The organism is Pseudoalteromonas sp. BSi20480 (genome assembly GCF_000241365.1).
GTDB lineage: Bacteria > Pseudomonadota > Gammaproteobacteria > Enterobacterales > Alteromonadaceae > Pseudoalteromonas > Pseudoalteromonas marina.
Genome location: NZ_BADX01000051.1, coordinates 1 through 23,374 on the forward strand (window position 1 = coordinate 1; position 23,374 = coordinate 23,374).

The 23,374-nt window shown below is 39.7% G+C and carries 24 protein-coding genes and 1 pseudogene; 4 read left to right on the forward strand and 21 right to left on the reverse strand.

What is annotated here, in order from left to right; translation table 11 throughout:
* Nucleotides 1-48: 48 nt before the first annotated feature.
* The 3 genes from P20480_RS13200 to zntR form a co-directional block, all read right to left on the reverse strand.
* Nucleotides 49-1,185, reverse strand: a complete 1,137-nt coding sequence (locus tag P20480_RS13200; RefSeq protein ID WP_033019396.1) for a 1-acyl-sn-glycerol-3-phosphate acyltransferase — start codon at nt 1,183-1,185, stop codon at nt 49-51.
* 159 nt (nt 1,186-1,344) lie between these two features.
* On the reverse strand, nt 1,345-2,436 hold the full coding sequence (locus tag P20480_RS13195) for an SO_0444 family Cu/Zn efflux transporter (protein WP_008128003.1): 1,092 nt from the start codon (nt 2,434-2,436) through the stop codon (nt 1,345-1,347).
* Nucleotides 2,423-2,833, reverse strand: a complete 411-nt coding sequence (zntR, locus tag P20480_RS13190) for a Zn(2+)-responsive transcriptional regulator (protein WP_006793210.1) — start codon at nt 2,831-2,833, stop codon at nt 2,423-2,425. Before zntR ends, P20480_RS13195 begins: the two co-directional genes overlap by 14 nt.
* 103 nt (nt 2,834-2,936) lie before the next feature.
* On the opposite strand from zntR, the gene P20480_RS13185 reads away from it, so the two are divergent.
* Together P20480_RS13185 and P20480_RS13180 are read left to right on the forward strand one after the other, a co-directional pair.
* Entirely contained in the window at nt 2,937-3,881 is a 945-nt protein-coding gene (locus P20480_RS13185) for a D-2-hydroxyacid dehydrogenase (protein WP_008128005.1), read from the forward strand.
* Between the two features lie 227 nt (nt 3,882-4,108).
* Nucleotides 4,109-4,489, forward strand: coding sequence for a DUF3192 domain-containing protein (locus P20480_RS13180; protein ID WP_006793212.1), 381 nt, complete (start codon nt 4,109-4,111; stop codon nt 4,487-4,489).
* Nucleotides 4,490-4,526: 37 nt separating this feature from the next.
* Here the strand turns inward: P20480_RS13180 and P20480_RS13175 are convergent, their stop codons facing one another.
* The 3 genes and pseudogenes from P20480_RS13175 to P20480_RS13165 form a co-directional block, all read right to left on the reverse strand.
* Nucleotides 4,527-5,426, reverse strand: a complete 900-nt coding sequence (locus tag P20480_RS13175; protein WP_008128007.1) for a diguanylate cyclase — start codon at nt 5,424-5,426, stop codon at nt 4,527-4,529.
* Nucleotides 5,410-9,201: a PAS domain-containing hybrid sensor histidine kinase/response regulator gene (locus P20480_RS13170; RefSeq protein ID WP_008128009.1), complete on the reverse strand. Its 3,792-nt coding sequence runs from the start codon at nt 9,199-9,201 to the stop codon at nt 5,410-5,412. Before P20480_RS13170 ends, P20480_RS13175 begins: the two co-directional genes overlap by 17 nt.
* A gap of 66 nt (nt 9,202-9,267) precedes the next feature.
* Nucleotides 9,268-9,687, reverse strand: a pseudogene (locus P20480_RS13165) (PhoH family protein); the annotation flags it as partial.
* 502 nt (nt 9,688-10,189) lie between these two features.
* Between P20480_RS13165 and P20480_RS13160 the strand changes: the two are divergent.
* Both P20480_RS13160 and P20480_RS13155 read left to right on the forward strand, forming a co-directional pair.
* The gene (locus tag P20480_RS13160) at nt 10,190-10,711 is read left to right on the forward strand and encodes a DUF305 domain-containing protein (RefSeq protein WP_008128012.1); all 522 of its coding nucleotides are present in this window, start codon (nt 10,190-10,192) and stop codon (nt 10,709-10,711) included.
* 1 nt (nt 10,712) lies between these two features.
* Complete coding sequence (locus tag P20480_RS13155; RefSeq protein WP_008109669.1) at nt 10,713-11,444, forward strand: MauE/DoxX family redox-associated membrane protein; 732 nt, start codon at nt 10,713-10,715, stop codon at nt 11,442-11,444.
* A 216-nt stretch (nt 11,445-11,660) separates the two neighbouring features.
* Here P20480_RS13155 and P20480_RS13150 read toward each other — a convergent pair whose 3' ends face one another.
* The 15 genes from P20480_RS13150 to P20480_RS13080 all read right to left on the reverse strand — a co-directional run.
* Nucleotides 11,661-12,014 (reverse strand): hypothetical protein, encoded by a 354-nt coding sequence (locus P20480_RS13150; RefSeq protein ID WP_235590935.1) that lies wholly within the window; start codon nt 12,012-12,014, stop codon nt 11,661-11,663.
* A gap of 48 nt (nt 12,015-12,062) precedes the next feature.
* Nucleotides 12,063-12,431, reverse strand: coding sequence for a hypothetical protein (locus P20480_RS13145; RefSeq protein WP_008128017.1), 369 nt, complete (start codon nt 12,429-12,431; stop codon nt 12,063-12,065).
* Between the two features lie 10 nt (nt 12,432-12,441).
* Nucleotides 12,442-12,864 carry a hypothetical protein gene (locus tag P20480_RS13140; RefSeq protein WP_008128018.1) on the reverse strand — a complete coding sequence of 141 codons (423 nt, stop codon included), beginning with the start codon at nt 12,862-12,864 and terminating at the stop codon, nt 12,442-12,444.
* Nucleotides 12,848-13,513 (reverse strand): methyltransferase family protein, encoded by a 666-nt coding sequence (locus P20480_RS13135; RefSeq protein WP_008128020.1) that lies wholly within the window; start codon nt 13,511-13,513, stop codon nt 12,848-12,850. The genes P20480_RS13140 and P20480_RS13135 overlap by 17 nt, the downstream gene beginning before the upstream one ends.
* On the reverse strand, nt 13,506-13,841 hold the full coding sequence (locus tag P20480_RS13130; protein ID WP_008128023.1) for a DUF2933 domain-containing protein: 336 nt from the start codon (nt 13,839-13,841) through the stop codon (nt 13,506-13,508). The genes P20480_RS13135 and P20480_RS13130 overlap by 8 nt, the downstream gene beginning before the upstream one ends.
* Before the next feature lie 9 nt (nt 13,842-13,850).
* A complete protein-coding gene (locus P20480_RS13125; RefSeq protein ID WP_029773135.1) occupies nt 13,851-14,204 on the reverse strand; it encodes a cupredoxin domain-containing protein in 354 nt (117 codons plus the stop codon).
* 24 nt (nt 14,205-14,228) lie between these two features.
* Nucleotides 14,229-16,472 carry a heavy metal translocating P-type ATPase gene (locus P20480_RS13120; RefSeq protein ID WP_008128027.1) on the reverse strand — a complete coding sequence of 748 codons (2,244 nt, stop codon included), beginning with the start codon at nt 16,470-16,472 and terminating at the stop codon, nt 14,229-14,231.
* 101 nt (nt 16,473-16,573) lie between these two features.
* Nucleotides 16,574-16,987, reverse strand: a complete 414-nt coding sequence (locus tag P20480_RS13115) for a MerR family transcriptional regulator (protein WP_008109656.1) — start codon at nt 16,985-16,987, stop codon at nt 16,574-16,576.
* Between the two features lie 306 nt (nt 16,988-17,293).
* On the reverse strand, nt 17,294-17,674 hold the full coding sequence (locus tag P20480_RS13110; RefSeq protein WP_008467851.1) for a hypothetical protein: 381 nt from the start codon (nt 17,672-17,674) through the stop codon (nt 17,294-17,296).
* A gap of 189 nt (nt 17,675-17,863) precedes the next feature.
* A complete protein-coding gene (locus tag P20480_RS13105; protein WP_238529425.1) occupies nt 17,864-18,715 on the reverse strand; it encodes a formyltransferase family protein in 852 nt (283 codons plus the stop codon).
* A complete protein-coding gene (locus tag P20480_RS13100) occupies nt 18,703-19,398 on the reverse strand; it encodes a heparan-alpha-glucosaminide N-acetyltransferase (RefSeq protein ID WP_259413530.1) in 696 nt (231 codons plus the stop codon). Before P20480_RS13100 ends, P20480_RS13105 begins: the two co-directional genes overlap by 13 nt.
* Nucleotides 19,389-20,264, reverse strand: a complete 876-nt coding sequence (locus tag P20480_RS13095; protein ID WP_008128029.1) for a copper resistance protein B — start codon at nt 20,262-20,264, stop codon at nt 19,389-19,391. Before P20480_RS13095 ends, P20480_RS13100 begins: the two co-directional genes overlap by 10 nt.
* Nucleotides 20,261-22,099: a copper resistance system multicopper oxidase gene (locus P20480_RS13090; RefSeq protein WP_008128031.1), complete on the reverse strand. Its 1,839-nt coding sequence runs from the start codon at nt 22,097-22,099 to the stop codon at nt 20,261-20,263. Before P20480_RS13090 ends, P20480_RS13095 begins: the two co-directional genes overlap by 4 nt.
* 27 nt (nt 22,100-22,126) lie before the next feature.
* Nucleotides 22,127-22,597: a YybH family protein gene (locus P20480_RS13085; protein WP_008128033.1), complete on the reverse strand. Its 471-nt coding sequence runs from the start codon at nt 22,595-22,597 to the stop codon at nt 22,127-22,129.
* A 15-nt stretch (nt 22,598-22,612) separates the two neighbouring features.
* A partial coding sequence (locus P20480_RS13080) for a copper resistance D family protein (protein WP_033025179.1) occupies nt 22,613-23,374 on the reverse strand: 762 nt, incomplete at its 5' end.

A 23,374-nucleotide genomic window follows, 5' to 3' on the forward strand; every position in this document is an offset into this window, starting at 1 on the left:
AAAAAAGTAGCAATACTATTGCTTACTTTTTACTTTATTTACTTAATGCTAAAGCGATTCAGGGCTTTTAACATTTATTTGTGCTTTACGATGAAATGGTTTTGCATACATAGCTAATACAAGTGGCTTAAGCTCTTCAGGTACCTGCGCAATACGTTGTTCAAATGTTGCCGTATCTGGAGAGTTAATTACCGACTCTTTACAACCACCAGCAATATAATTGCCTGGATGTAAGTAAAATGAATCTATTATTTGCTGGTCAATAGTGTTAGCAAGTTCCTCGGCGCTATCGCATTGTGACTCAATAGGCTGCCCAAAAGCTAAATGAACATGGCCCTTTGCCGTACTAAAGCCCTCAACAATGCTTAAAATATCTTCACCCACCGACTTAACATATTCACCATGCTGTTGCTTATGATAAAGCTCTTTAGCTTTTGCTATAGCACATGGCTCATATTGATAAGAAATAGACACAGGCACAACTTTTAACTCTTTAATGTATTCACCAAACTCTTTCTTTTGCTTACGGCCATTAAGTTGCAACATTTTTAGTAATGCAGGATCGGTTTGATCAAAGCCATCTTTAGCGCGCCCTTCTTTTTGTGCAATCCAAATGGAGTGCCCGCCCATTAGTGAGTCATAAATATACGATGACAATTGCGTAAGGGCTTTTAGCATTTCTTTAGGGGCTTTAGCTGAGCGCTTAACAATAAAGCTTTTATTTAAACGCATCAGCTCTGTTATGTAGGGTATTTGCAGTAAATTATCGCCAATAGCTATTCGTACCGTTTTCATTTTATGTTGGTATAACCCCCAGTTAACAAGCGCAGGATCAAGCACTATATCGCGGTGGTTAGAAACAAATAAATAAGCTTGATTAGGATCTAATTTATCTAAACCTGAAAAGGTGACTTTTGACGTGGTGCGTTTTATAAGTTTATCTAAATACGTAGCAACTTCATTTTGAACATCTTCAACGCTCGTTACTTTTCCCCACTTTTTGCGTAGTTGGCTTCTTACCAATGGGCGGGCAATAAACGGTACTGCGGATAGAAAGCGCGGTAGATTATACTTCGCAATGACATCTATAAATGCATCATCACTCATTAAACGCGCTAATGATGCGTTAACCTCATTGTCGTTGTAAGGTCTTATGTCTGCGTACTTGTCTTCTAATTCACTCATTACTGCATCTATAAAGTTAAAAAACGGCACGTAAAATACGTACCGTTTGTTTTATTGGTTTGAGTATAACTCAGGCAAACTGAAATGCGAACTAAGTCAGGCTATTGCATTTTTATAAAAACTAACAAGCACTCTAAAAAGTACATATATAACAAATAATTAAGTAATGCTCTTACCAGTTACCTTTCGCCTTGCTTGTAATGCTATGACAACTAAACGCAGAATAAGTGCGATTAAAATTACACCACAAACAAAGCTTAGCCAATATGGCAGCACCTGATGCTCTTCACCTAGTTGCGGGGAAACAACAAAGCCAAACTCAGTTACTAAATAATCCGTTAAAAACCCAAAAATCAATGCAACCCCAATAACCCCTATCAAATAAGCGAATACAGCACGCTTGCCAAGCTCATTAGCTACAACACCTAACGTAGCAATATTTGTTGCCGGCCCTGCGAGCATAAACACTAACACCGCTCCAGGCGATACTCCACTCAATAACAAGCCTGCAGCAATAGGCGTAGAAGCAGTGGCACAAATATACATGGGTATACTGATCAAAATCACCACAAGCATGGCAACAATGCCACTGCCCCACTGTGTTAAAAATGACTCTGGAACATAGGTCTGTACCAACGCGGCAAAGAATAAACCAATCATTAACCAGACCATGGTATCCGACAGAAGTTTATTGCAGCTAAAACTTATCGCTTGTTGTACTTTCTGCCATTGACTTTGTAATGCCTTGTTTGGTTTATCACAACAACTGGTTTGAACTTTAGGCTCCGCCGTTTTAGACGCACAACAACTGGTTTTTGTTTGAGCATCTGCGGCTGGCTTAGTCTGCAGCCTATCGGTATCTCGCCCAACTAACACACCTGCAACAATAGCACTGCAGATAGCAGCTATGGGACGAATAATAGACATAAACGGACCTAATAACACATACGATACTGAAACAGAATCAACCCCTGTTTCAGGCGTCGACACTAAAAACGCAGTAGTGGCACTTTTTGAAGCACCGGCGCGTCTCAATCCTATTGCAGCAGGAATAACACCACATGAACACAAAGGCATTGGCGCACCAATTAAAGCCGCTTTCACTGTGGTCAAAAAGCCTTCTTTACCTAAATGTTTATTTAAAAAATTTGCCGGTAAATATACATTCAATAACCCAGCAATCAGCAAACCAAGCATTAACCAAGGGGCAGATAATAAAAATAACTGCCAAAAATTATTAAGTAAGTCCATCGATGTCCTCCAAGGTTGTTAATATTGAACAGTTATAAGCGGGTTCTTGTCCACCACAGCACTTATCTGCCAGTATCGATAGCGATTGATGAAAACGTGTTAGCTCAGCAATACGCTCTGCAACTAGATCGCGTTTTTGTATCGTTAAATCTTTCACTTCACGGCACGAATGCTGGTGTTTTTTAAATTTAATTTGCAGTAACTCTCTGATCTCTAACAGGCTAAAACCAACATTTTTAGCACGCAAAATAAACTTCATTTGTTTGAGAGCTGCCTTATCATAATCGCGATAACCTGCCTCGGTTCGACTTGATGGCGTTAACAAATTGTGTTTTTCATAGTATCTTAGGGTATCTGTTGAGACACCTAACTGATTTGCAAACTCACCTATTTTCATTTGTTTCTCCAATGAGTATATTCTCAACTGATGCCAACTATAAACCTTAGAGCACACACCAAGGTCAAGTATTAAAATTTATTTTATTTAATTAGGACACATCATGAAAATTACTGTTCTCGATAACGCCACATTAGCAAATACATCACTTGCCTGTTTAGAGCAACTAGGGAGCCTTAAAACCTACGAACTTACTAGCCCAGAGCAAGTTGTTGAGCATAGCCAAGGGGCTGATATTTTAATTACCAATAAGGTCGTGTTAAACCGCGAAACAATTAGCCAACTAAAAAATCTAAAACTAATATGCGTGAGTGCTACGGGAACTAATAATGTTGATCTAGAGGCTGCAAAAGATCACGGCATTGCAGTTACAAACGTTGCAGGTTATTCAACACCTTCGGTTGTTCAACATACCTTCTCTTTAATCACAAACCTGCTAGGTAATACACACCGATATCAAGCTGATTGTCAGCAAGGTGCTTGGCAGAAAAGTGAAATGTTTTGCCGTCTTGACTACAGTTTTAATGATTTACAAGGCAAAACACTAACAATCATAGGCGGTGGTACACTAGGACAGGCTGTTGCAAATGTAGCCGAGGCTTTTGGTGCAAATGTAGTTATGTCTGAGCGCAAAGGTGCACCATGCCGCGATGGCAGAACGCCTTTTGACGAAGCCATAAAAACCGCAGACATAATTAGTGTGCACTGCCCGTTAACAGAAGAAACGCGCAATCTAATTACCTTAAACGAATTTAAAGTAATGAAACCAAGCTGCATCATAATTAACACAGCACGAGGCGGTATTATTAATGAGGCGGATTTAACCAGTGCACTAGAGCAAAATATAATTGCTGGCGCAGGCGTTGATGTATTAACAAAAGAGCCTGCTGAGCTTTCAAATCCACTGGCAAATTATAAAGGGAGTAACCTATTGCTAACGCCGCATATTGCGTGGGCAAGCACCGAATCAATTGTGCGATTAGTTAAAGAGGTAAGTTTAAATATTAAAGCATTCAAACAAGGGGAGCCTCGTAGCCGCTTAGTTTAATACTCACCTTAGCCAAGTAACCTGAGCTCTGAATAGTAAATACCTTAATCATTGCTTGGGTTAAATAAACTAAAAAGTGGCTGTTTTTACCAATTTTTTATTTTTTAAAATTAACGAAATACCACAAACAACGTAAGCAATTGATTATAAATAAAATTTAAACTTGGCGTATACTTTGCGTTACTATCATTAATAATTAAGTAAAAATGATTAAGGTACATACAAAAATGAATAAATCTCTACTAGCAGCGGCACTTATTACTCCATTTTTAACGGGTTGTGTTATCGCCGTATCTGATGGTGAAGCAGAAACGCACTGGGCAGGTAATGACTCAACTAGCTGGCAAACTAAGCACAAAAATAATCGCGAAGCGATTTCTGAATTAAAAATGGATAGCAGCTACCAGTCGGTATTAACAACACTTAAAACCCCTAATTTTACAGAGTTACTAAAAAAAGGGGATGATGTGTATCAAGTCTTATTTTATGCAACTCATAGCATTCATTCTGATGGTAAAATGACTAAAGATGAGTGTACGCCACTTGTATTCAAAAACGATAAACTTGTCGGTATTGGTGACAGCGCATTAAATATGGTTAGCCACTAAAATACAAAAAGGCCAGTAACGTTACTGGCCTATTTTATTAGTGAGCGACCACTCTATTACGGCCAGCCTCTTTTGCTTCATACAACCCTAAGTCAGCTTCTTCTAATAATGAATGCTCTGAGGTTGAGCGGCCATCTTCCATAGTTGCAACGCCAATACTGATAGTTATGCATTGTGCATTTAACGATGTTTTGTGCTCTATATTTAATTTGTTTACAGCATTTCTGAGCTTATTTGCAAACGTAATTGCTTCCTCTTTAGATACATCAGGTAAAATAGCCGCAAACTCTTCCCCACCGTAGCGGGCAATAAAGTCACTTCCACGTTTACATTGTGCCAATAAAGATTGTGCTACTTTTTTTAAACATTCATCACCGGCTCTGTGGCCATATGTGTCGTTGTATCGTTTAAAGTAATCTATATCCATTAGCAGTACAGATAGCACTGAGCCCCCTCGTTTACTTCTTCGCCACTCTCGAGACAAATTTTCATCAAGGTAGCGTCTGTTGGGTATTTCGGTTAATCCATCTATGGACGCTAACATTTCAAGTAAATCGTTTTTTTGTTTTATCAGTAATTGATTTCGTACTCGCACTCTAACAATAGAAGCGCTGAATGGCTTAGTAATATAGTCCATCGCGCCTAGCTCTAATCCTTTTGATTCATCAGCATGCTCTTGATTAGCAGAAATAAAAATAACTGGAATAGCCTGGGTAATAGGATTTTCTTTTAACTTAACAATAAGCTCAAAGCCGTTCATAACGGGCATTACAATATCAAGCAGAATCAAATCAAACTGTGTAGTTCTTACAAAAGCGAGTGCCTCTTCTGCACTTTTAGCTAAAAACACGTCATGCTCTTCACACAACGTTTTTTCAAGCACTAACCTGTTAAGTGGATCGTCGTCAACTACAAGCACTTTAGCTTTTTTTGACATCCACCGCCTCCAAACCTCTAATAAATACAATAACCTGCTTCAACTGCATAATAAGCTCTTTTATGATTTGATCTTCAGGGTCATTGGTTGCTTTAAGACTTTGTTCGCACTGAAGCGCACAAGACGATAACCGCTTAAAACCCAAGTTACCCGATACTCCTTTGATACTATGCACTAAACGTACCAATTCACCTTTAACAGTACATTCGTCAATTTGTTGTAATTGGGTCTCACATAGGCTAGAAAATTTATCAATCATAGTATTAAGTAACGCCTCATCAGCGCTAAATTGAGCTAAGGCAAATGCCCTATCAAAAAATACCGTTTTAGTGATCTGCATATCTGCAATAGCATCAAGTAGTACTTTTGCTACAACGGGCTTTGTTAAATGTTTATTCATACCGCATTTTAACGAACGCTCTATATCCGCAGGCTCACAATGGGCTGTCAATGCAAATATAGGCAATTGCTTATCGTCAAACTGTTGACGAATCAACGTAGTAGCTTGACAACCATCTATATGCGGCATTTGCACATCCATTAAAATCAGATCTGGTTTTAAAACTTGTAGCAGCTCCATACCATCAGATGCATTGGTTGAGGTTACAACATTTACATTAGCTTTTTCTAAAACACTACTTATAATTTCTAAGTTTAGTTTATTATCGTCAATTGCCAAGATCAGTAAACCTGACACCTCTCTACTCGGTTGCTGTGCCTGTATATTAGCGTCACTTGCAATTTGCTTTAATGCAAAACCACTACTTAAATCAAATAATCGCTGCCCAAGTGCAGATGCTTTAACATGCTGCGCTAATAAGCCTTTACTCATAGATGAACTAAAGGTTAGCTGATGATTAACGATAATGACCGATACAGTGTGTGAAGTAAGCGAGTCATATATTGCTTTTACACTTAATAGCTCAGGTAAATCAGCTTCATCAACAATAAGCTGATTATATCCAGAAAGTTTGATTGGGTAATTCAATGCTTCATCTAAATCAATACTGGTTAACTCTGAATAGGCTGCTACAGCGCGTATTAAAGCTCGGCTTCGCTGGGATATAATAGCCAGAGCATCAACAGGCAACAGCTGATTTTTTGTATCGTCTACCTGTAAACTAATGCTGAAATAAAACTCACAACCAAGGCCTTTTTCACTGTTTACGGCTATCTCGCCGCCCATGAGCGATACAGCATGTTTTACAATAGCCAACCCTAACCCTACACCTTGATGGGCGCGTGTTGATGATTCATCGCCTTGTGTAAAGGCATCGAATAAACGTAATTGGTCAGCCTCATTAATCCCGCTGCCAGTATCTTTTACACTAAAACAGATCGCTTGCTCGTTACTATCTCCCTCAATTAGCTCCATTTTTAAGGTAATACTGCCATTGTGAGTAAACTTAACAGCATTAGTTAATAAATTACCCAACACCTGCTGTAGTCTTATGCTATCGCAAATCAAACTAGGTGCAATTAAAGGGTCAACATCAATAATAAATTCAACCCCTTTTTGCTCACACAAGGGCCCTGTTAAGCTATCGCAAATATCAACAAGTTCCACAACCGTAAATGGGGCTAGTTTTAACTCAGCCTGTGCGCTTTCAACTCTAGCAAAATCGAGCATGCGGTTGAGCATTAAGAGTAAACTTTGCGCAGCTTGCTTAGCTTGATCTGTTTGCTGAATTTGTCTTTGCGTAAGCCCTTGCTCTATAAGCATGTCAAGCAAACCTAACACTGCATTCAAAGGGGTACGTATTTCATGACTTAAGTTAGCAATGAAGCGACTTTTAGCAAGGGTTGCGCGCTCAGCATTGTGCTTAGCTTTAGTTAATGCACTCACATCTTGTAAGTGGATAACATAATACGAAGGATCTCGCTTTTCATCCCACACGAGCGATACACTGAGTTGAAGCCAGCTAGTCAAATTTCCTCGTGCTAATGTTAAATGATAAACCTCTTTCTTATCATCAAGCAGCTGAGCTAATCTTGTTTTAATTTCTTGCCACTGACTATCATCAAAGAGTAGTTTAAGTTGTTCACCTACCAACACATCTTGCTCAGTAAATAGTTTTCTTGCTGCTTTGTTTACCTGCAATATAGTCTGATCAAGCGAAAGAAGCACAACACCGTTTGCAGCAAATTCAATAGCACTTCTAAATTTAGACTCAGACGCTTTTAGTGCATGTAAAGTTTGCTGCTGTTCTGTTATATCTCTACCGATCCCCATTGTGCCTAACAAGTGCTGCTGCTCATTGTAAAAAGGCGCAATCGTCAGTTGGTAAGACTTATCATCTGTATCAACGCGTTGCTGAACATTACTGCGATTTTGTAAAACCTGTTTTTCAAGAATACTTATTTGTTCGTATTCGTCCGTTATATCTTGTATACGCCTACCCACTAGCGCGCTTTGATCGCATCCAATGTAAGCTTCAAACGCCTTGTTACACCCTAAAAAAGACCCATCAATATTTTTAAAATATATAAAGTCAGGAACACTGTTTAACATTGTGTTTAGTAAAGCTAAATGTCGCTCTTTAGCTTGATAACTGCGTGTTAGTTTTTCTGATTGCAATTGCAGCTTTTCGTCAAGTTCTCGGTTTACATCTTGCAGCGAATCGACTAGTTGTCTGTTTTTAGCAAATACTAGTTTTATTTTAGTGAACCATGGCTGCCAATTAATAGGGATTTGATAATTAGACTCTTTGCTGTTGTCGCTATTGCTTTGCTCTAAGTAATGCATGAGATGTGTCATAGGTTTTAAAAATATGCGCTGACTTAACCAAAAGAACACACAAAACATTAAACTTAGAAACAGCGTTAAAAATGTAAACTCGAGTAAAATTTCATACCGAATAACATTTACAAAACCGGATTTAGACTCATAAAATGCAGCATGTATTGGGAGGTTGCTTTTTGGCTGCATAAAAAAGTTTGTGCCACTGGTTAACACCGTTAATTTTTGTTGTGATGCCGCCATTTCAGGCCAGTATTCTTTAAGTGTGATCCCCTCAGCTATTGCATTTTTTGTACTTGCAACAACCTGATCAAACCGATTAACAAATATATATTCTCCCTGATTTGGCGTAACTTTTTTTAGCCAGGCAGAAATAACCTCCACATCGTAAATAACGATAATATAATCACGCGAGCCAAGTTCTCGCTGGCGTCCGATTGAGTAGTAAGCCTTCCCGTCTATATTTACAATCGGGCTTGAAGATAAAAGGTTGCCTGAAAAGTCTGGTTTAAATCGCCCTTCAAGAATCTCTGTTAGTAATAAACTCTTGCTCTTATTACGCCTCGCTACAAATGCAGCGCCATTTTCATCAACATACGCAACGGCGCTAAGCGACTGCATAAGTGCCAGAGTTGTATTAAACGAAGGACCTAATTTAACTAACTGTTGCCACTTTGAAAGTTCATTTGGTGAAAGATTAAAATCCCCTTTACCTACAATCTCGGTGCCTTGTTGAGTAAAATGGCGATAGTAATAACCTTCATACTGATTAATACCTTCAAATAAATTACGATTAGCAAGACTCAGTGCAGGCTGCTCGTATAAGTTAAGCATATTAGCCATTAAATCACTGATTGATTGCATGCCATGATTTATTTGGGCGGATATATTAAGAAAATCAGCGTCACGTTTTTCTACTGTGCGCTCAAGCTTGATATTGTAAAGATGTAAACACAGTAAAAAAGCAACGATTAAAGGCACCAACAGGGCAACAATTAAAGAGCGATAATAATGTTTGAGAGGTAAAAAATTCAACGTGCAGTCTGCCATTTGGCCCGAAAATCAATCATTAGACTATCGAGCCAAATAGTTAAGCGCAAGTTATAAATTCTCTTCTGCAAATGAAGCCAACCGACTCCTTACAACACCATTAAGATTTATAGTTGCACTGCCTTCAAAGTTTTTAAAACGTTCTACTATGTAGGTTAAACCTGATGTAACTGGCGTTAAATAGTTACTGTCTATTTGCGCTAAATTACCGGTGCAAATGAGCTTGGTGCCTTCTCCGCAACGAGTAATAATTGTTTTAAGTTGAGACGCTGTTAAATTTTGGCTTTCATCTAAAATTACTACCGCATTTTGAATACTGCGCCCACGCATAAAATTAACCGACTTAAACTGCACATTGGCCTTTTCCATGATGTAATTTCGGCTCGATATTGGGTTCTCGTCACCTTTATGGAGTACTTCTAGCGTATCGGTAATAGCAGCGAGCCACGGCGCCATTTTTTCCTCTTCCGTTTTCCTAAGATCCACACCTACGTTGTCAAAAAGTTACATTAATACTTATTTACTTAAATCCAAATTATTAATTATTTCCCTTTCAATTTGTATAGCTACAGTAACGTTTCTTCACATAACTCGATAAGCAACCGGAATATGATTTATCTATGGTTTGCATGAATTAACCAATACTTTCCTAATTCAGACTTGCGATGATCGCAATAATCCGATCAATATGAAATCCATCATAGCAGGTAAAACCACTAATAGAAATTTGAAGCCGAAGGCTTGGGTTAGATATAGAGTAACTAACGATCATCATTTCTAACTAAAACAAGTCCAATTATCAATATATAGCCTAACAGTGGCGCAAATCCAATTCTGTGTTGGTAAACCATATTCACAATAAGATAATAATGATACTGGCTCATTACTTGCACTTTTTCGAGAACATGACCACATGTAGAGAATAATAGGCTAACAGTGGGAAATATTTACACTATCAATGTAAGGATTACTTATGAAATACTCAAGATTTGCTGCAATGATCATCACCTCAACCATTACTATGTTTGTCATGATGTACCTCAACACTTACGCAGTATCACATATATGGTTTAGTGAAACGCGTATCTATATGGCGTTGTATATGGGAGCAGGTATGGCAATGATCATGCTGGCCTTTATGCTTGGCATGTACAGTAACAAGAAGCTCAACATGGCTATTTTTCTATTGGCGACAATACTGTTTGCCATATGTCTTTATCTTGTTCGCTCTCAAAGCACAATTTCTGACACTGCCTACATGAAAGCGATGATTCCTCATCACTCCATTGCTATTCTTACTAGTGAGCATTCAACTTTGGAGGATGTACGCGTGCGTGAATTGGCAAATGGTATTATTAAAGCCCAACGAAAAGAAATAAAAGAAATGGAATGGCTGATTAAAGATATTTCTGAAAATGGAAAGGTCAGCTCACAAGCTCAGGCTGAGCAACGACCGCTCCCAAAGTTTGAAGGCACACTGAACAAAGGAGACTAAGATGACTAAGACAGCTACCCTGTACAGAATGGTCACTGACGAACATATCTGCCCCTATGGTTTAAGGTCGAAAGATTTGCTGGAGAGGCAAGGGTATGATGTAGAAGATCATAAGCTCACGTCAAGACAACAAGCTGATGACTTCAAAGCTAAGCATGATGTCAAAACTACGCCACAAACCTTTATTGAAGGAAAGCGTGTCGGAGGATACGATGACTTAAGAGAGTATTTTGGTAAAGATGAAGCAGGTCAAACTGGCACAACCTACACGCCCGTTGTAGCCATTTTCTCGATAGCTGCACTTCTTGCTGTCGCATCTCAACATTTTGCTTCCGGCTCATTTATCTCCATCAGAACACTGATGCTATTTATAGCTTTTTCAATGACGCTCTTAGCGGTGCAAAAACTGAAAGACCTATACAGTTTCACAAATTCGTTTATTACTTATGATTTACTAGCGATGAGATGGATAAGATATGGTTATATTTATCCCTTCATTGAAGCATATGCAGGTATTGGTATGGTTGCCCAACTACAGCCTCTCGCAGTGGCACCATTTTCATTGTTTATCGGCACAGTTGGAGCAATTTCAGTTTTCAAAGCCGTTTACATCGACAAACGCCAGTTAAAGTGTGCCTGTGTAGGCGGCGATAGCAGTGTGCCACTTGGATTTGTATCGCTATCTGAAAACTTATTTATGATCGCGGGAGCATTGATTATGCTGCTGATGTAAAGGTATAGCTCTATTCGGCGGCCCCTTAACTGTTAAGATTAGACCTAGGATGCCAGCCCACACCTTTCTAATTCATATGTAACATTTTTTCTGTCGTACTGGCATCAAGATAACCAGAACTGAGCAAACAATCTCAAAGGTTTTACAAAATAACACTAAAGTTTTTTCATTAAGTTTTATTGTTATGCTCCTGTGGTGGCTTTCGCCACCACTTTACTAGTCTTCAAGTTCCACCATATCTTTCGCTGCGATGTCACCAGATATTAGTTTTACCGTTGCGAAGTGATCATTTACAATTTTAGTAATTTGTACCGTTCCCACTTTTTCAATAGTGTACGGATCATCACCTTCACCCGGCGCAATTTCCTCATGGAATCTAATAACACTGTATTTTTGTCCAACCTCTGCACCATGTTTGGCACCAATACAAATCAGAGTTCGATCAGTAGACTGCTCAACCACTTGGCCCCTCATCATATTTTTGTGATAAAACGCAGTATTCGAACAGCCTGCTAAAAAGATACCGAATACAACAAGCAAAAGAATTTTCATATTGGATGTTTTCATCATTTTTTCCTCATCTAACTTATTAACTGAGCAAGCTCTTTGGAAGCTTACTTATTTTATCCGGCTTGCACCCGGAGGAACTTTGTGACAACTCCACGGTTTATGAGCAGCGTTGTCTTTAACATTCTGATCAACAAATTTGTAGTAACTTTCTTTAGTGTGCGTCCACCAATCATCATGAACATCGGCACCATGTTTGCGAATAACTTCCTCAATCCCATCAAGGTTTATATTTGCCGCATCATATGCTAGGTGTATTTCACCTTCTTTGATGTTGTAACTGACTTCATCTATACCAAAAAGCTGATCAATTTTTTTTACTAACTCGTCACAGTTTTCTTCTGTGACATTACTTAGTCTTAAATTTCGAACAACTAAATTCTGCTCTCTAACGCCAACTCTATGATCTAAATCGCTCATAATTTATCTCCTAATGTGAGTGCGAGTGTTGTTGTTTTTTGTCTTTCATTTCTGCCATTTTGTATTTCATTTGTGGCATCATGTTTTCCATCATTTCCAGATGATGTTCAGCCATCTTGATTTGCTTATGCATTGGCATTGCTTCCATGTTTTTGTGCATGGATTGCATCATCTTCATCATTGAGCGGTGATGTTCAGCCATCATCTGCTGTTGCTTTTCAGGATCTTTTTCAGCTTTAATGGCATGGACTTCCTTTTTCATTTCCATCATTTTTGAATGCATTTTTCCCATGTTCTCATGCGACATTGCCATGCCTTGATGCATATCCGATTTGTTCGCACCTTCATGTTTATTCTCATTTTTTTGAGCAAATAAGCTTGTGGCCGCCAATAGTGAGCTGACAAATAAAATTGATTTACCTAACATTTTCATGATTTTTACCTTCTATGTTCTTATTAAAATTTGGAATCCAACTTGGTGTCGATTCCATATAGCTATGGTACTCCGAACCAAACTCGGCAATAGCTTGTGTCTCTTCGCGTTTCGCTAGCTTGACGTAAACAACGACTAAGATTGGAAACATCGCAAGTGTTGGGATGGTCGGCCACTGCAATAAAAAGCCGAATATGATTAGAATGAAAGCTACGTACTGTGGGTGACGACACCTCGCGTACCATCCTGTAGTAGCCAATTGATGGTGTTTTTGCGCGTGATGCAATACGTTCCATGCTGAAGACAACATAAAGAAACCTGCCACAATAAACACCATACTCGCTATATGAAATGGGTCCCAATGGGCATCACCTTCCAAACCAAAGAAAGTATGTAATAAGTGCCCATTTTCATGCGCAAAGAAGTTAACTTCTGGGTAATTTTCAGTTAACCATCCAGACAAAAAATAGATAGTTAAAGGAAAGCCATACATTTCAGTAAATAGGGCGACAATAAAGGCGGAGAACGCTCCTAGGCTTCGCCAATCAGTTGATGTTTTTGGTTTTACAAAACTAAAGGCAAAAAAGATAAAAATTGCTGAATTCAGTATCACCATTGACCATAAGCCATAATCATATGTCTCATTCATCACTGTTCTCCTTCTTATGCAATTCCTTGCGTCCTTTTTCTAACCCTTGTATGTAGCCATCGCGATAGGCTTCATTTTTATCCGTGAGTTCTTGAAAGCTCTCTTCCTTTTTGTCATCAGGCGCATGTGAATGATCGTGACCATGTTTGCCGTGACTGCCATGCATAAATACATGCATCAAAGGACATAACAGCAAAATTAAATAGGGAAGAAATTGCAGAACATGTTGTCCATGTTCAAAGATTAAAAAATAGGTGGCTGCGGCAATAAGCACCAATGCAGCCCAACCTGTGGGTGTAAACCAAAATTTAGGGTGCTCATTTTTCATGTTGGCCTCCTAAACGACTTTTAAGACACCGCGATACATTTGCATCTGACAATGAAACTCATGCTCTCCCGGTGATAAGTTCAATAAGGTAATTTGAGTAATTTCATTTAATTTAAGCTGCTCACTTATCTCCAATGATGGAATAAGCATTGTTTCAGCGCAGGGTGATTGATCTTTGCGCATAAACTTCAGAGTGACAGGCTGGCTAGCAGACACCTGAATTGAGGATGGTGAATACACGCCATCCCTCACTTCAATGAGTACTTCACTATCTTGAACAATTGTTTTATTGGGTTTGTATAGCCAAAACCACCAAACAATCATTGCAATTAACACTAAGCCTAATAAGTTAATTATCATCATTGTGATTCTCCAAATGCTTACTTTCTATGAGTTTTGGGCTTTAAAAAAGCGAAGTCGATTTGCATTTGACACTACGGTCAATGACGAAAACGCCATTGCAGCACCAGCAATTACAGGGCTAAGCAGAATGCCAAAGAAGGGGTATAGAACCCCCGCAGCAAAAGGAATCCCGGCTACGTTATAGACAAACGCGCCAAACAAGTTTTGTTTGATATTTCGTAAAGTCGCTTTGCTTACCGCGATGGCATCAGCAAGGCCATGAAGTGAACCACGCATCAGGGTAATATCTGCGCTTTCAATCGCAACGTCTGTACCTGTGCCTATAGCAAAACCAACATCGGCTAACGCTAGCGCAGGAGCATCGTTGATGCCATCTCCTGTCATACCAACAATTTCGCCGCCTTCTTGTAGCTCTTTCACCTTGTTGGCTTTATCTTCTGGCAGCACTTCAGCAAGAAACTCACTAATACCCACTTTTTTAGCTACGGCGGCAGCGGTTTCCTTGTTATCACCCGTTAACATGATGACGCGTATACCATTAGCCTGAAGCCGTTTGATAGCAGAGATTGAGTCTGACTTGATAGGATCTGCAACAGCAATGATTGCTGCAAGTTCACCATCTACAGCAAAGTACATAGGTGTTTTGGCTTCTTTGGCTAAAGACTGTGCTTGTTCAACAAAGCCTGTGAGGTCTATGCCTTTTAACTTCATTAGTTTATCGTTTCCGAAAAGCAGGGCTTTGTTGTTGCAGCTTGCTTCTACACCAAAACCCGTAATGGCGTTAAAGGCTTCAATTTTTAGTAACTCAATATCCTGATCTAACGCACTTTCAACAATCGCTTGCGCTAAAGGATGCTCTGAGCCGCTTTCTAAACTTGCTGCAAGCTGTAGTACGTCTTTTTCGTCAGTAGCTTTTGCTAAAATAATATCGGTTACCTTAGGTGCCCCTTCAGTAATAGTGCCCGTTTTATCTAAAATCATGGCAGTGATTTTAGAGGCGGTTTGCAGTGCCTCACCGTTGCGAATAAGCACTCCGGCTTCTGCTGCTTTTCCTACTCCGACCATAACAGACATAGGCGTTGCCAAACCTAAAGCACACGGGCAGGCAATAATAAGCACAGTAGTTGCTGAAACGATGGCAAAAGCAATGGCTGGCTCAGGTCCAAAGTTAAGCCATGCTAGCGCACTTAACACAGAGGTGATCATCACGACAGGTACGAAAAAAGCTGAAATAACATCGGCCAAACGGCCAATCGGCGGTTTTGAATTTTGTGCTCGTTTCACCATATTGATGATCTGTGCAAGCGCCGTGTCTTTACCAACGCGTGTGGCTCTAAATAAAATCATGCCTGATTTGTTCAAAGTACCTGCGACAACCTCATCTTCTTCAGCTTTTTCAGCAGGCATGGGTTCGCCTGTCAGCATGGACTCATCAATAGAGGTGTGTCCTTCCAATACCACGCCATCGACGGGAATTTTTTCACCCGGTTTTACCTTCACAATATCGTTAAATAAAACCTGCTCAATACCTATCTGAACTTCTTTGTTGTCACGAACCACGGTTGCTGTTTTGGCTTGCAAGCCGATAAGACGTTTAATGGCCTCAGAGGTTTTACCTCTGGCTTTGATTTCTAATGCTAAACCTAAATCAATTAAGCCAATGATCATGGCGGTAGCTTCAAAATAAACATGCCGTGCCATCAATGGAACAGCGTCAGGTGCAAACACGACAACCATCGAATACAACCAAGCCGTGCCTGTTCCTAAAGCAATTAGGGTGTCCATATTGGCTGAATGATTTTTGAAGCTCTTCCATGCTCCTACATAGAAATGCTTGCCTGAAAAATACATAACACCAAAAGTTAAAATGCCTACAACCAACCAAGAAATTCGTTCAAGGTTTGTTTCAACCGTCATTTCTCCAACTACAATGCTGTAGATCATCAAAGGAACGCCGAGTGAAAGGGCAATAAACGTATCGCGCATTAGCTTTTTGTAATATGCCCAATCAGCCGCCTCTTTCTCATCAAGCGCATCTGTTGCTGAGCTATCATCAATTGGCTTCGCGTTATACCCCACAGACTCAACAGCTTTGACCAATTCTTCTGTCTTAGCTGTCCCAGAAACTGTTACAGTCCTATCAGCAAAATTCATTTCCGCACTGACGACTCCAAGAGTTGCATTTAATGCCCCTTCAATTTTGCCTACACAGCTAGCACACCCAGCGCCTTCAATGATAAGCTGTTGGTTATGTGATACTTTCTCCAACGTATTCTCCTTACTTTTACACGAAGAGGATTGAGCTTTTGCCTGACAGCAACAGCCTGATTCAGTTTTTATATTTGTGTTAGTAGCCACCCTTTTTCCTCCTATGTTTTTTTAATTTGCTCAAAGTTTTCGATGAGATGACAAACCATGTTTGCAGTCGGTGCTTTGTCTTCCATTTCTTCCCATCGAGAAAGCGCAGAAGACATTTTTCCTCGAAGTGCCAACATTGCTTGAAACTGTTTTTCTGTTTCTTCGAGCCGCTCTTTGATCAGGCTTCTGACTAATGGGCACGCACTTTTACCATCTTCAGATTCATTAATAATTTCCTTGATATCTACAACGGAAAAACCAAGGTTTCTGGCACTTAAAATGAATTTAAGTCTCGATACTTCTTTATTCGAGTATGACTTGTAGCCGTTCACTGACTTGGCAGGTTTTAACAGTCCCAATCGCGAGTAATAGCGCACCGTATCAGCAGTCGTTCCAAGGCTTTTTGCCAGCTCTGCAACTTTCATGTTCACTCCTTAGTTCTTCACCTAAGTTTGTAATCTCACCTACAGCTTAGACCTGTGTCTAAGACACAGGTCAAGTGATTATTCGTGATTAATAATGCAAAAGCTAAAAACTAATTTTTTGGTAAAAAGAGGAATCTCGGCCAAAATCGACAGTATTAATTACTGTAAATGGCAATAACTTGAGCATTTTCATAGTGCCTTCAAAATATCGTACTAATCGTTCAAAACAATTGATTATTTAAATCAATGAATAAGTCATTCTATTTTTGATGGGACTGGCGAAAAAAAGACGCACTGATCCTGTGATTAGCCAATAATTGGTGGACGATAAAGTAAGAGATGGATACCAGATTTTGGTAGGGGTGTACGCTGTAGAATTAGCTCAGAATGAATATTGCAAATACCTTCGTCTTGCGCTTCCACAAGATAGGCATTTAAATGAAAGCTTGTACAAAAACCGCCTTCACAACAAACACAATCACCAGCTTTACATTTTTCACAGTCTTCATCACCATGACGGTTTTTAGAATCTTGCGAATTTTCAGTGTGATAGTGACTATTGTCAATCATTGATTGATGATGCATATTTTTGCTTGGTTGTATAATATGCGTGTCGGATGAGCCATTATGATGCTCTTCACAATTCATTGGTTTAGCAATCGCAAAGCCATGCTGCGTAAGCAACACAGTTATTATTACTATTTTAAACCACCTGAAAAGTCCAAACATTATCATTCCTTCTTTAGCACCTACAATATTAGCCACTTTATAAAAATAATTTTATGATCTTGATCAACCTTTGAACTAAAACCTACGTTCTAACCTAGCCCTTAAAGTCTGCTTCAAAACATTTTATACACACTTTTAATATACGAATTACTCTAGTACTGCTGAGTTTACTAGCACCATAGAACTTTTAAAAACAACAGCAAAGCCACCATTCATAGCCACACTAATCAGCGCTTGGTCTTCAAAAATTATGCTGCCTAGCTTGTAGTCATGTTTGAAATCGGCCACCTCTAATTGGCTGACAATAAAAAGCTCTTCATAAATTGTTATTAAGATGCCAAAATGCCCATATTGACGTATTGCTTGCCTAAATTGTTGAGTATCATTGAGCCACGACATGATTCTCCTTTCTATACTAGGTTGCTTCCAATAAGTAGCTAATCGTTTTTGTTGTGGCGTAGCACTCTCATAGATAGTTTCGAGATCATTTAACAAGGTTTGCAGTAAAGATTCCGCAAGTAAGCTTGACTTCACCATTAAGGAGGAAATGGATTCATTTTGTCCTACTTCAAATTGTTCTTGGAGTAAGATATCTCCGCCATCAAGCATATATGTGATTTTGTGTATGCTTACACCTGCAAATTCTGGTAGATCCACAATGTAAGTTAATGGCGTAGGGCCTCTACCTTTAGGTAAAAGTGAGGGATGAATATTAAAGGCATATTTTATATCTGTTATGGGCAGTCTATATCCATAGTCAGCAACGACAAAAAGAGTTACTCCAGATTTTATATATTCATCAAGTTCTTCTTTAGTCGGTCTTAAAGAATGTGTCATTATCTTATGTATGCCACAAATTCGTTTAACGATACTTGCGTTTTCCTCTACATCATTAATATAAACAGCTTCAACACTAAAGCCTTGGTTAACCATAAATGTTAAACAGTTTGAAAAGAGATTATTTCCGAAATAGAGGACTTTCATATTCAATTGATCCATTCGATAGCGCTAAAGCCAGCAAAAAGCAAAGGTTGGTGAAGTAAATAAATCAGTAAAGAGTGTTGACTAAGCAATGTCAAATAAGGGTTTATCGCATGTTGATTGGCGGGAGCCAGACGAAAGATTCGGAAATTTGCAGCCCAGATACCGAGCAAGGGCAAAGCCAACCAAGGAAAAAGAGTAACCAAGTCACTAGGATGTTTTGAAATATATTGTTCAATATAGCTAAAAGGCCAATTCCACGGTATTTCTATCGCTATGTATGCGCTAAAAATAAATAAAGATAGCAGCAAAGCAAGTTTAGGTTTCCCCACCAACCAAACTAATAGAAGTGTTGCAACTGCTATGAAGTGTAAAATACCAAAGTAAATCCAATGTTCTGGCAAGGTAAATAGTGAGGATAAAGTCACTAGTAACGCAGCACTAGATATCTTAACCGTTCGCCAAGCTAATTTCTTCGCTGATATACCACCTTGATAGGAATAAACCAGACTGGCACCAACAGAAAACAAGAACAAACTTACAATTATTGCTCTTAGCTCTTTCCAGAAAAAGCCGTTAGGTATGTCTGTTCTAATATAACCAAAATAGTTTAAATCCCAGACAAAATGAAAAGCTACCATCAATATAATTGCGGTAGCTCTCATTAAATCAATGTAGTTATTTCTTCGTATTAAAACCAAAATCTTAAACCGGCAACAAACTCAGTATCGTTGCTGCTCTGCTCGTTTAGCTTGGCGTAATCTGCTGTGCTACCAAATTTATTAGTCCACTCTACACCTACATAAGGTGCAAATTGGCGAGTAAATTCATAACGAACCCTAACGCCAATAGCAGTACTAGATAGCCCACTGCCTAGCTCATTTTGTTCATCGTCTTTACCATAAAATGTTATTTCAGCACGAGGCTGTATAATGAGCCTTTGTGTTAAAAGCAGCTCATATTCAGCTTCTGCTGTAAATGCTGTATTGCCGCTCTCACCTACATACGCTGTCATATCAAGCTCAAACCAATAAGGTGCTAAGCCTTGAATACCAAACGCTAACCATTGACGGTTTTTGCCTTCTTTATAATAATCGTAGCGAATACCGACTTGCGTATCCCAATAAGCCGAAATTGCATGACCCCATAAAATATCAGTTTGATTTTCTTCAAGCTTGCCATAACTAACATCGCCCTCGGTTTTTATCACTAATCGATTAAAGGTGGTGCCGTACCAAGCTTGTAAATCGAAAACAGCAGCATCGGCTTGTTCGTTATACTCAAGGCGATCACCTAAAATAGCGTAAAACTTATACTCATCTGCAAGGGTTAAGCGCTCGCCATCTGCTAAAGCATATGGCCCTTGCGTTAAGGTTGTGCCATTAGCATAAGCGTGTGGATCGCGAGCATTTTTAGGGGCATCGCCGCCTTGCGGCTGCATTTTATCGCCCGCCATATCGCCAGACATGTCGCCCATTTCAGTTTGAGCAAACACATTCAGGCTCAATAACGGTGCGCTAATTAATAGTGCACTAGTAAGTACTGTTGATAAGGTTAAATTTCTCATGATACAACCACCTCTCTAAACATACCTGCATCCATATGAAACAGTAAATGACAATGCCAAGCCCAACGACCAACATCATGTGGCGTAGTTAAAAAGCTAATTCTTTGGGCGGGCTGTACCATTATGGTATGGCGGCGAACTAACACATCGCCTTGATCGTTCTCCAAGTCGCTCCACATACCATGTAAATGCATAGGGTGTGTCATCATGGTATCGTTTTGTAAAATAACTCGTACCCGCTGATTATGCTTCATATGCACAGGGGTACTTTTACCAAACTCTAAGCCATCAAAAGACCAGCTGTAGCGTTCCATGTTGCCGGTTAAATGCAGCTCAATTTCGGCTTCGGGTGCTTGGTGGTCAACTATGCCATCAAGAGAGCGTAAATCTGCAAGTGTTAAAACTCGACGGCCGTTATTGCGCAGCCCAACACCAGGATCGTCTAAGTTTGTGCGTGGCGTATCAACGCGCATATCAATTGAGGCGCCATATTCTGTTTTAGCGTGGCGAACTTTCTGACTTGGAACAGCCAGTGGGTTTTTACCCATATTATGCTTACTATGGTCCATTGCCATTGCACCGTGGTCCATTGTGCTATGATCCATTGCCCCCTGATCCATACTGGTTTTGTCCATGCTAGCGTGGCCCATAGCGCTGTGATCCATTCCAGGCATAGCAGAGTGATCCATATTGCCCATCATATCCCGCATTGCTAACCACTCAACTGGGTCAAGTGCAGGCACTGGCGCATCAATATTAGCAGCGACAGACAAAGTCCCTTTGGCATAACCTGAGCGGTCCATGCTTTGTGCAAAAATTGTGTATGCGTCATTTTTAGGCTCAACAACCACATCGTAGGTTTCACCTGGACCAAAGCGAAACTCATCTACGGTAACGGGTTCAACATTTTGTCCATCTGCTTGTACCACAGTTAATTTTAACTCTGGGATACGTACATCAAAAAAGGTGTTACTTGAGCCATTAATAAATCTTAAACGTACTTTTTCGCCCGCTTTAAACAGCCCACGCCAATTAGCCATTGGCGCAGTACCATTCATTAAATAGGTCATTGCCGAAGCCGATAAATCAGCTAAATCGGTTGGACTCATTCGCATCTGGTTCCACATTTCACGTCGTTGAAGTGCATTAGCAACGCCGCTTGTTGCTATGTCATCAAAAAACTCAGGTACAGTGGGCTGATTAAAGTTAAACACATCCCCCTGAATTTTTAATTTACGGAATAACTCCATAGGATCATCATCAGTCCAATCAGACAATAGGATGACATGCTCATTGTCAGCACTAATAATATCCTTTTCTCTTGGCTCAATAATTAACGCCCCATACATACCGGTCATTTCTTGAAAGCCACTGTGTGAGTGATACCAATAAGTACCGCTTTGTTGTAACTTAAATTTATAAACAAACGTTTCGCCAGGCATAATGCCTTTAAAGCTAATGCCCGGTACACCATCCATTTGATACGGAAGAATGATCCCATGCCAATGAATTGAACTCGGCACTGATAATTTATTAGTTACCCTGATAGTAACGTCATCACCTTCTCTGAGGCGCAAGGTAGGAGCTGGTATTGAGCCATTGATTGTTGTAGCCATTCTTACAACACCTGTGAAGTTTACGGGTGACTCATCTATCACTAAATCTATTACTTCTCCACTTAGTTCGGGCGCAGTACCTGTTGAAGTTCCAGCAATCAAAGATGAAGCTGCATGAAGAACACTTGGAAAAGCAGCTAATACACCGCCAGCAATTACACCTTGTACAAAGCGTCTACGTGGCGTAGAAACTTGATGTAATGGATTTTTAATTCTCATTTTGTACTCCGTTATTTAACCAATAAATTAATGTGACCAATGAATGTGCTTAATCTTCCATTCACCATTTTGTTTTTCCAGCACCATCGTTTCCATGCCTTGATAATCGCGTTCAACACCTTTATGAGTACCTGTAGTTTGACTACGCGACGCAGAGATAGCGGTATTTCCAAGTATCGTCACTTGATGTTCAAGTGTGTAGCTCTTCATCGCTGCTAAATACTTCATATCCGACAACATATGATGATGAGCATATTCATCAGCGCTCCTTTCAACGCGGCCTCCCTCGAAAATGGTGACATCATCCGCTAACTGCGCTCTAGCCTGTTTTTGATTGCCAGTTTCAAGTGCTTGATGAAATGCCAAAACAACTTTTGCGGCAGGGGTATCTATACCTTTAAACAAACCTTTGTCTTTGTTCTTATCACCATGAGCGTTTGCTGCGAAACTAAACGTCATTAATAAAACGAGTAATATATTTATTGTTTTCATTTTCATTCTCTCTTTTAGGTTTTAATTTGCAGGGCCAACAACACTAGTAAGCCCAGCCGTTACAGATAAAATGGCAAAAGCTACTAGCATTTCTATCGAGATAGATTTAGATAAAGCCTCTCTGCCTTGACTATTTTTAAGTTGTGGAACGAGTATTAGTTTATGTTTAGCAGCAAGTGCCAAAATAGACACTACAAGGGCCAATTTAAACAACAGTGTTTGTCCGTAACTTGAGCTTATTAGTGCATCAAGACTTCCGACCAATTGAATCACGAGCCAGAGGCCTGCTACCAACAATAGGCTCACTGTAAAACTTGCTTGTTTGCCAAAGCTTTCCATCAGCAAATGAAGTTCTGCATAACTTAGCTGATGGCAAGCCTGTTTTAGTGGCAATAACGCCCCAAACCACCATGCCATAACGAGCACATGCAAAATAAGCAAGCCTTTTTCAATTGTGCCTAACTCAGAAATATGACCCAGTAACGTGAATGAGTATGCAAGGATTAATAAACTCAACATTAAAGCGCTTTGTTTTAAGTACGAGTTCACAGCGAGTTTGAACCTTAAAGCTAAAGCGATTATTGCGGTAACTAGCCCAAGCGCTCGAAGCAAAGCTCCAGTGCCGACAGAGGAGTCCCACATAATAGCCAACATATCAGCGTCTATCGCCCCCTGAATTCCCTCTTCTGCCATTGCACCAGTACTGGCAAAGAACCAAGTAATATTAGCGATCAAAGCCATAACTATATAAGTTCTTGTCCACGTTAAATTCGCTATTACAGT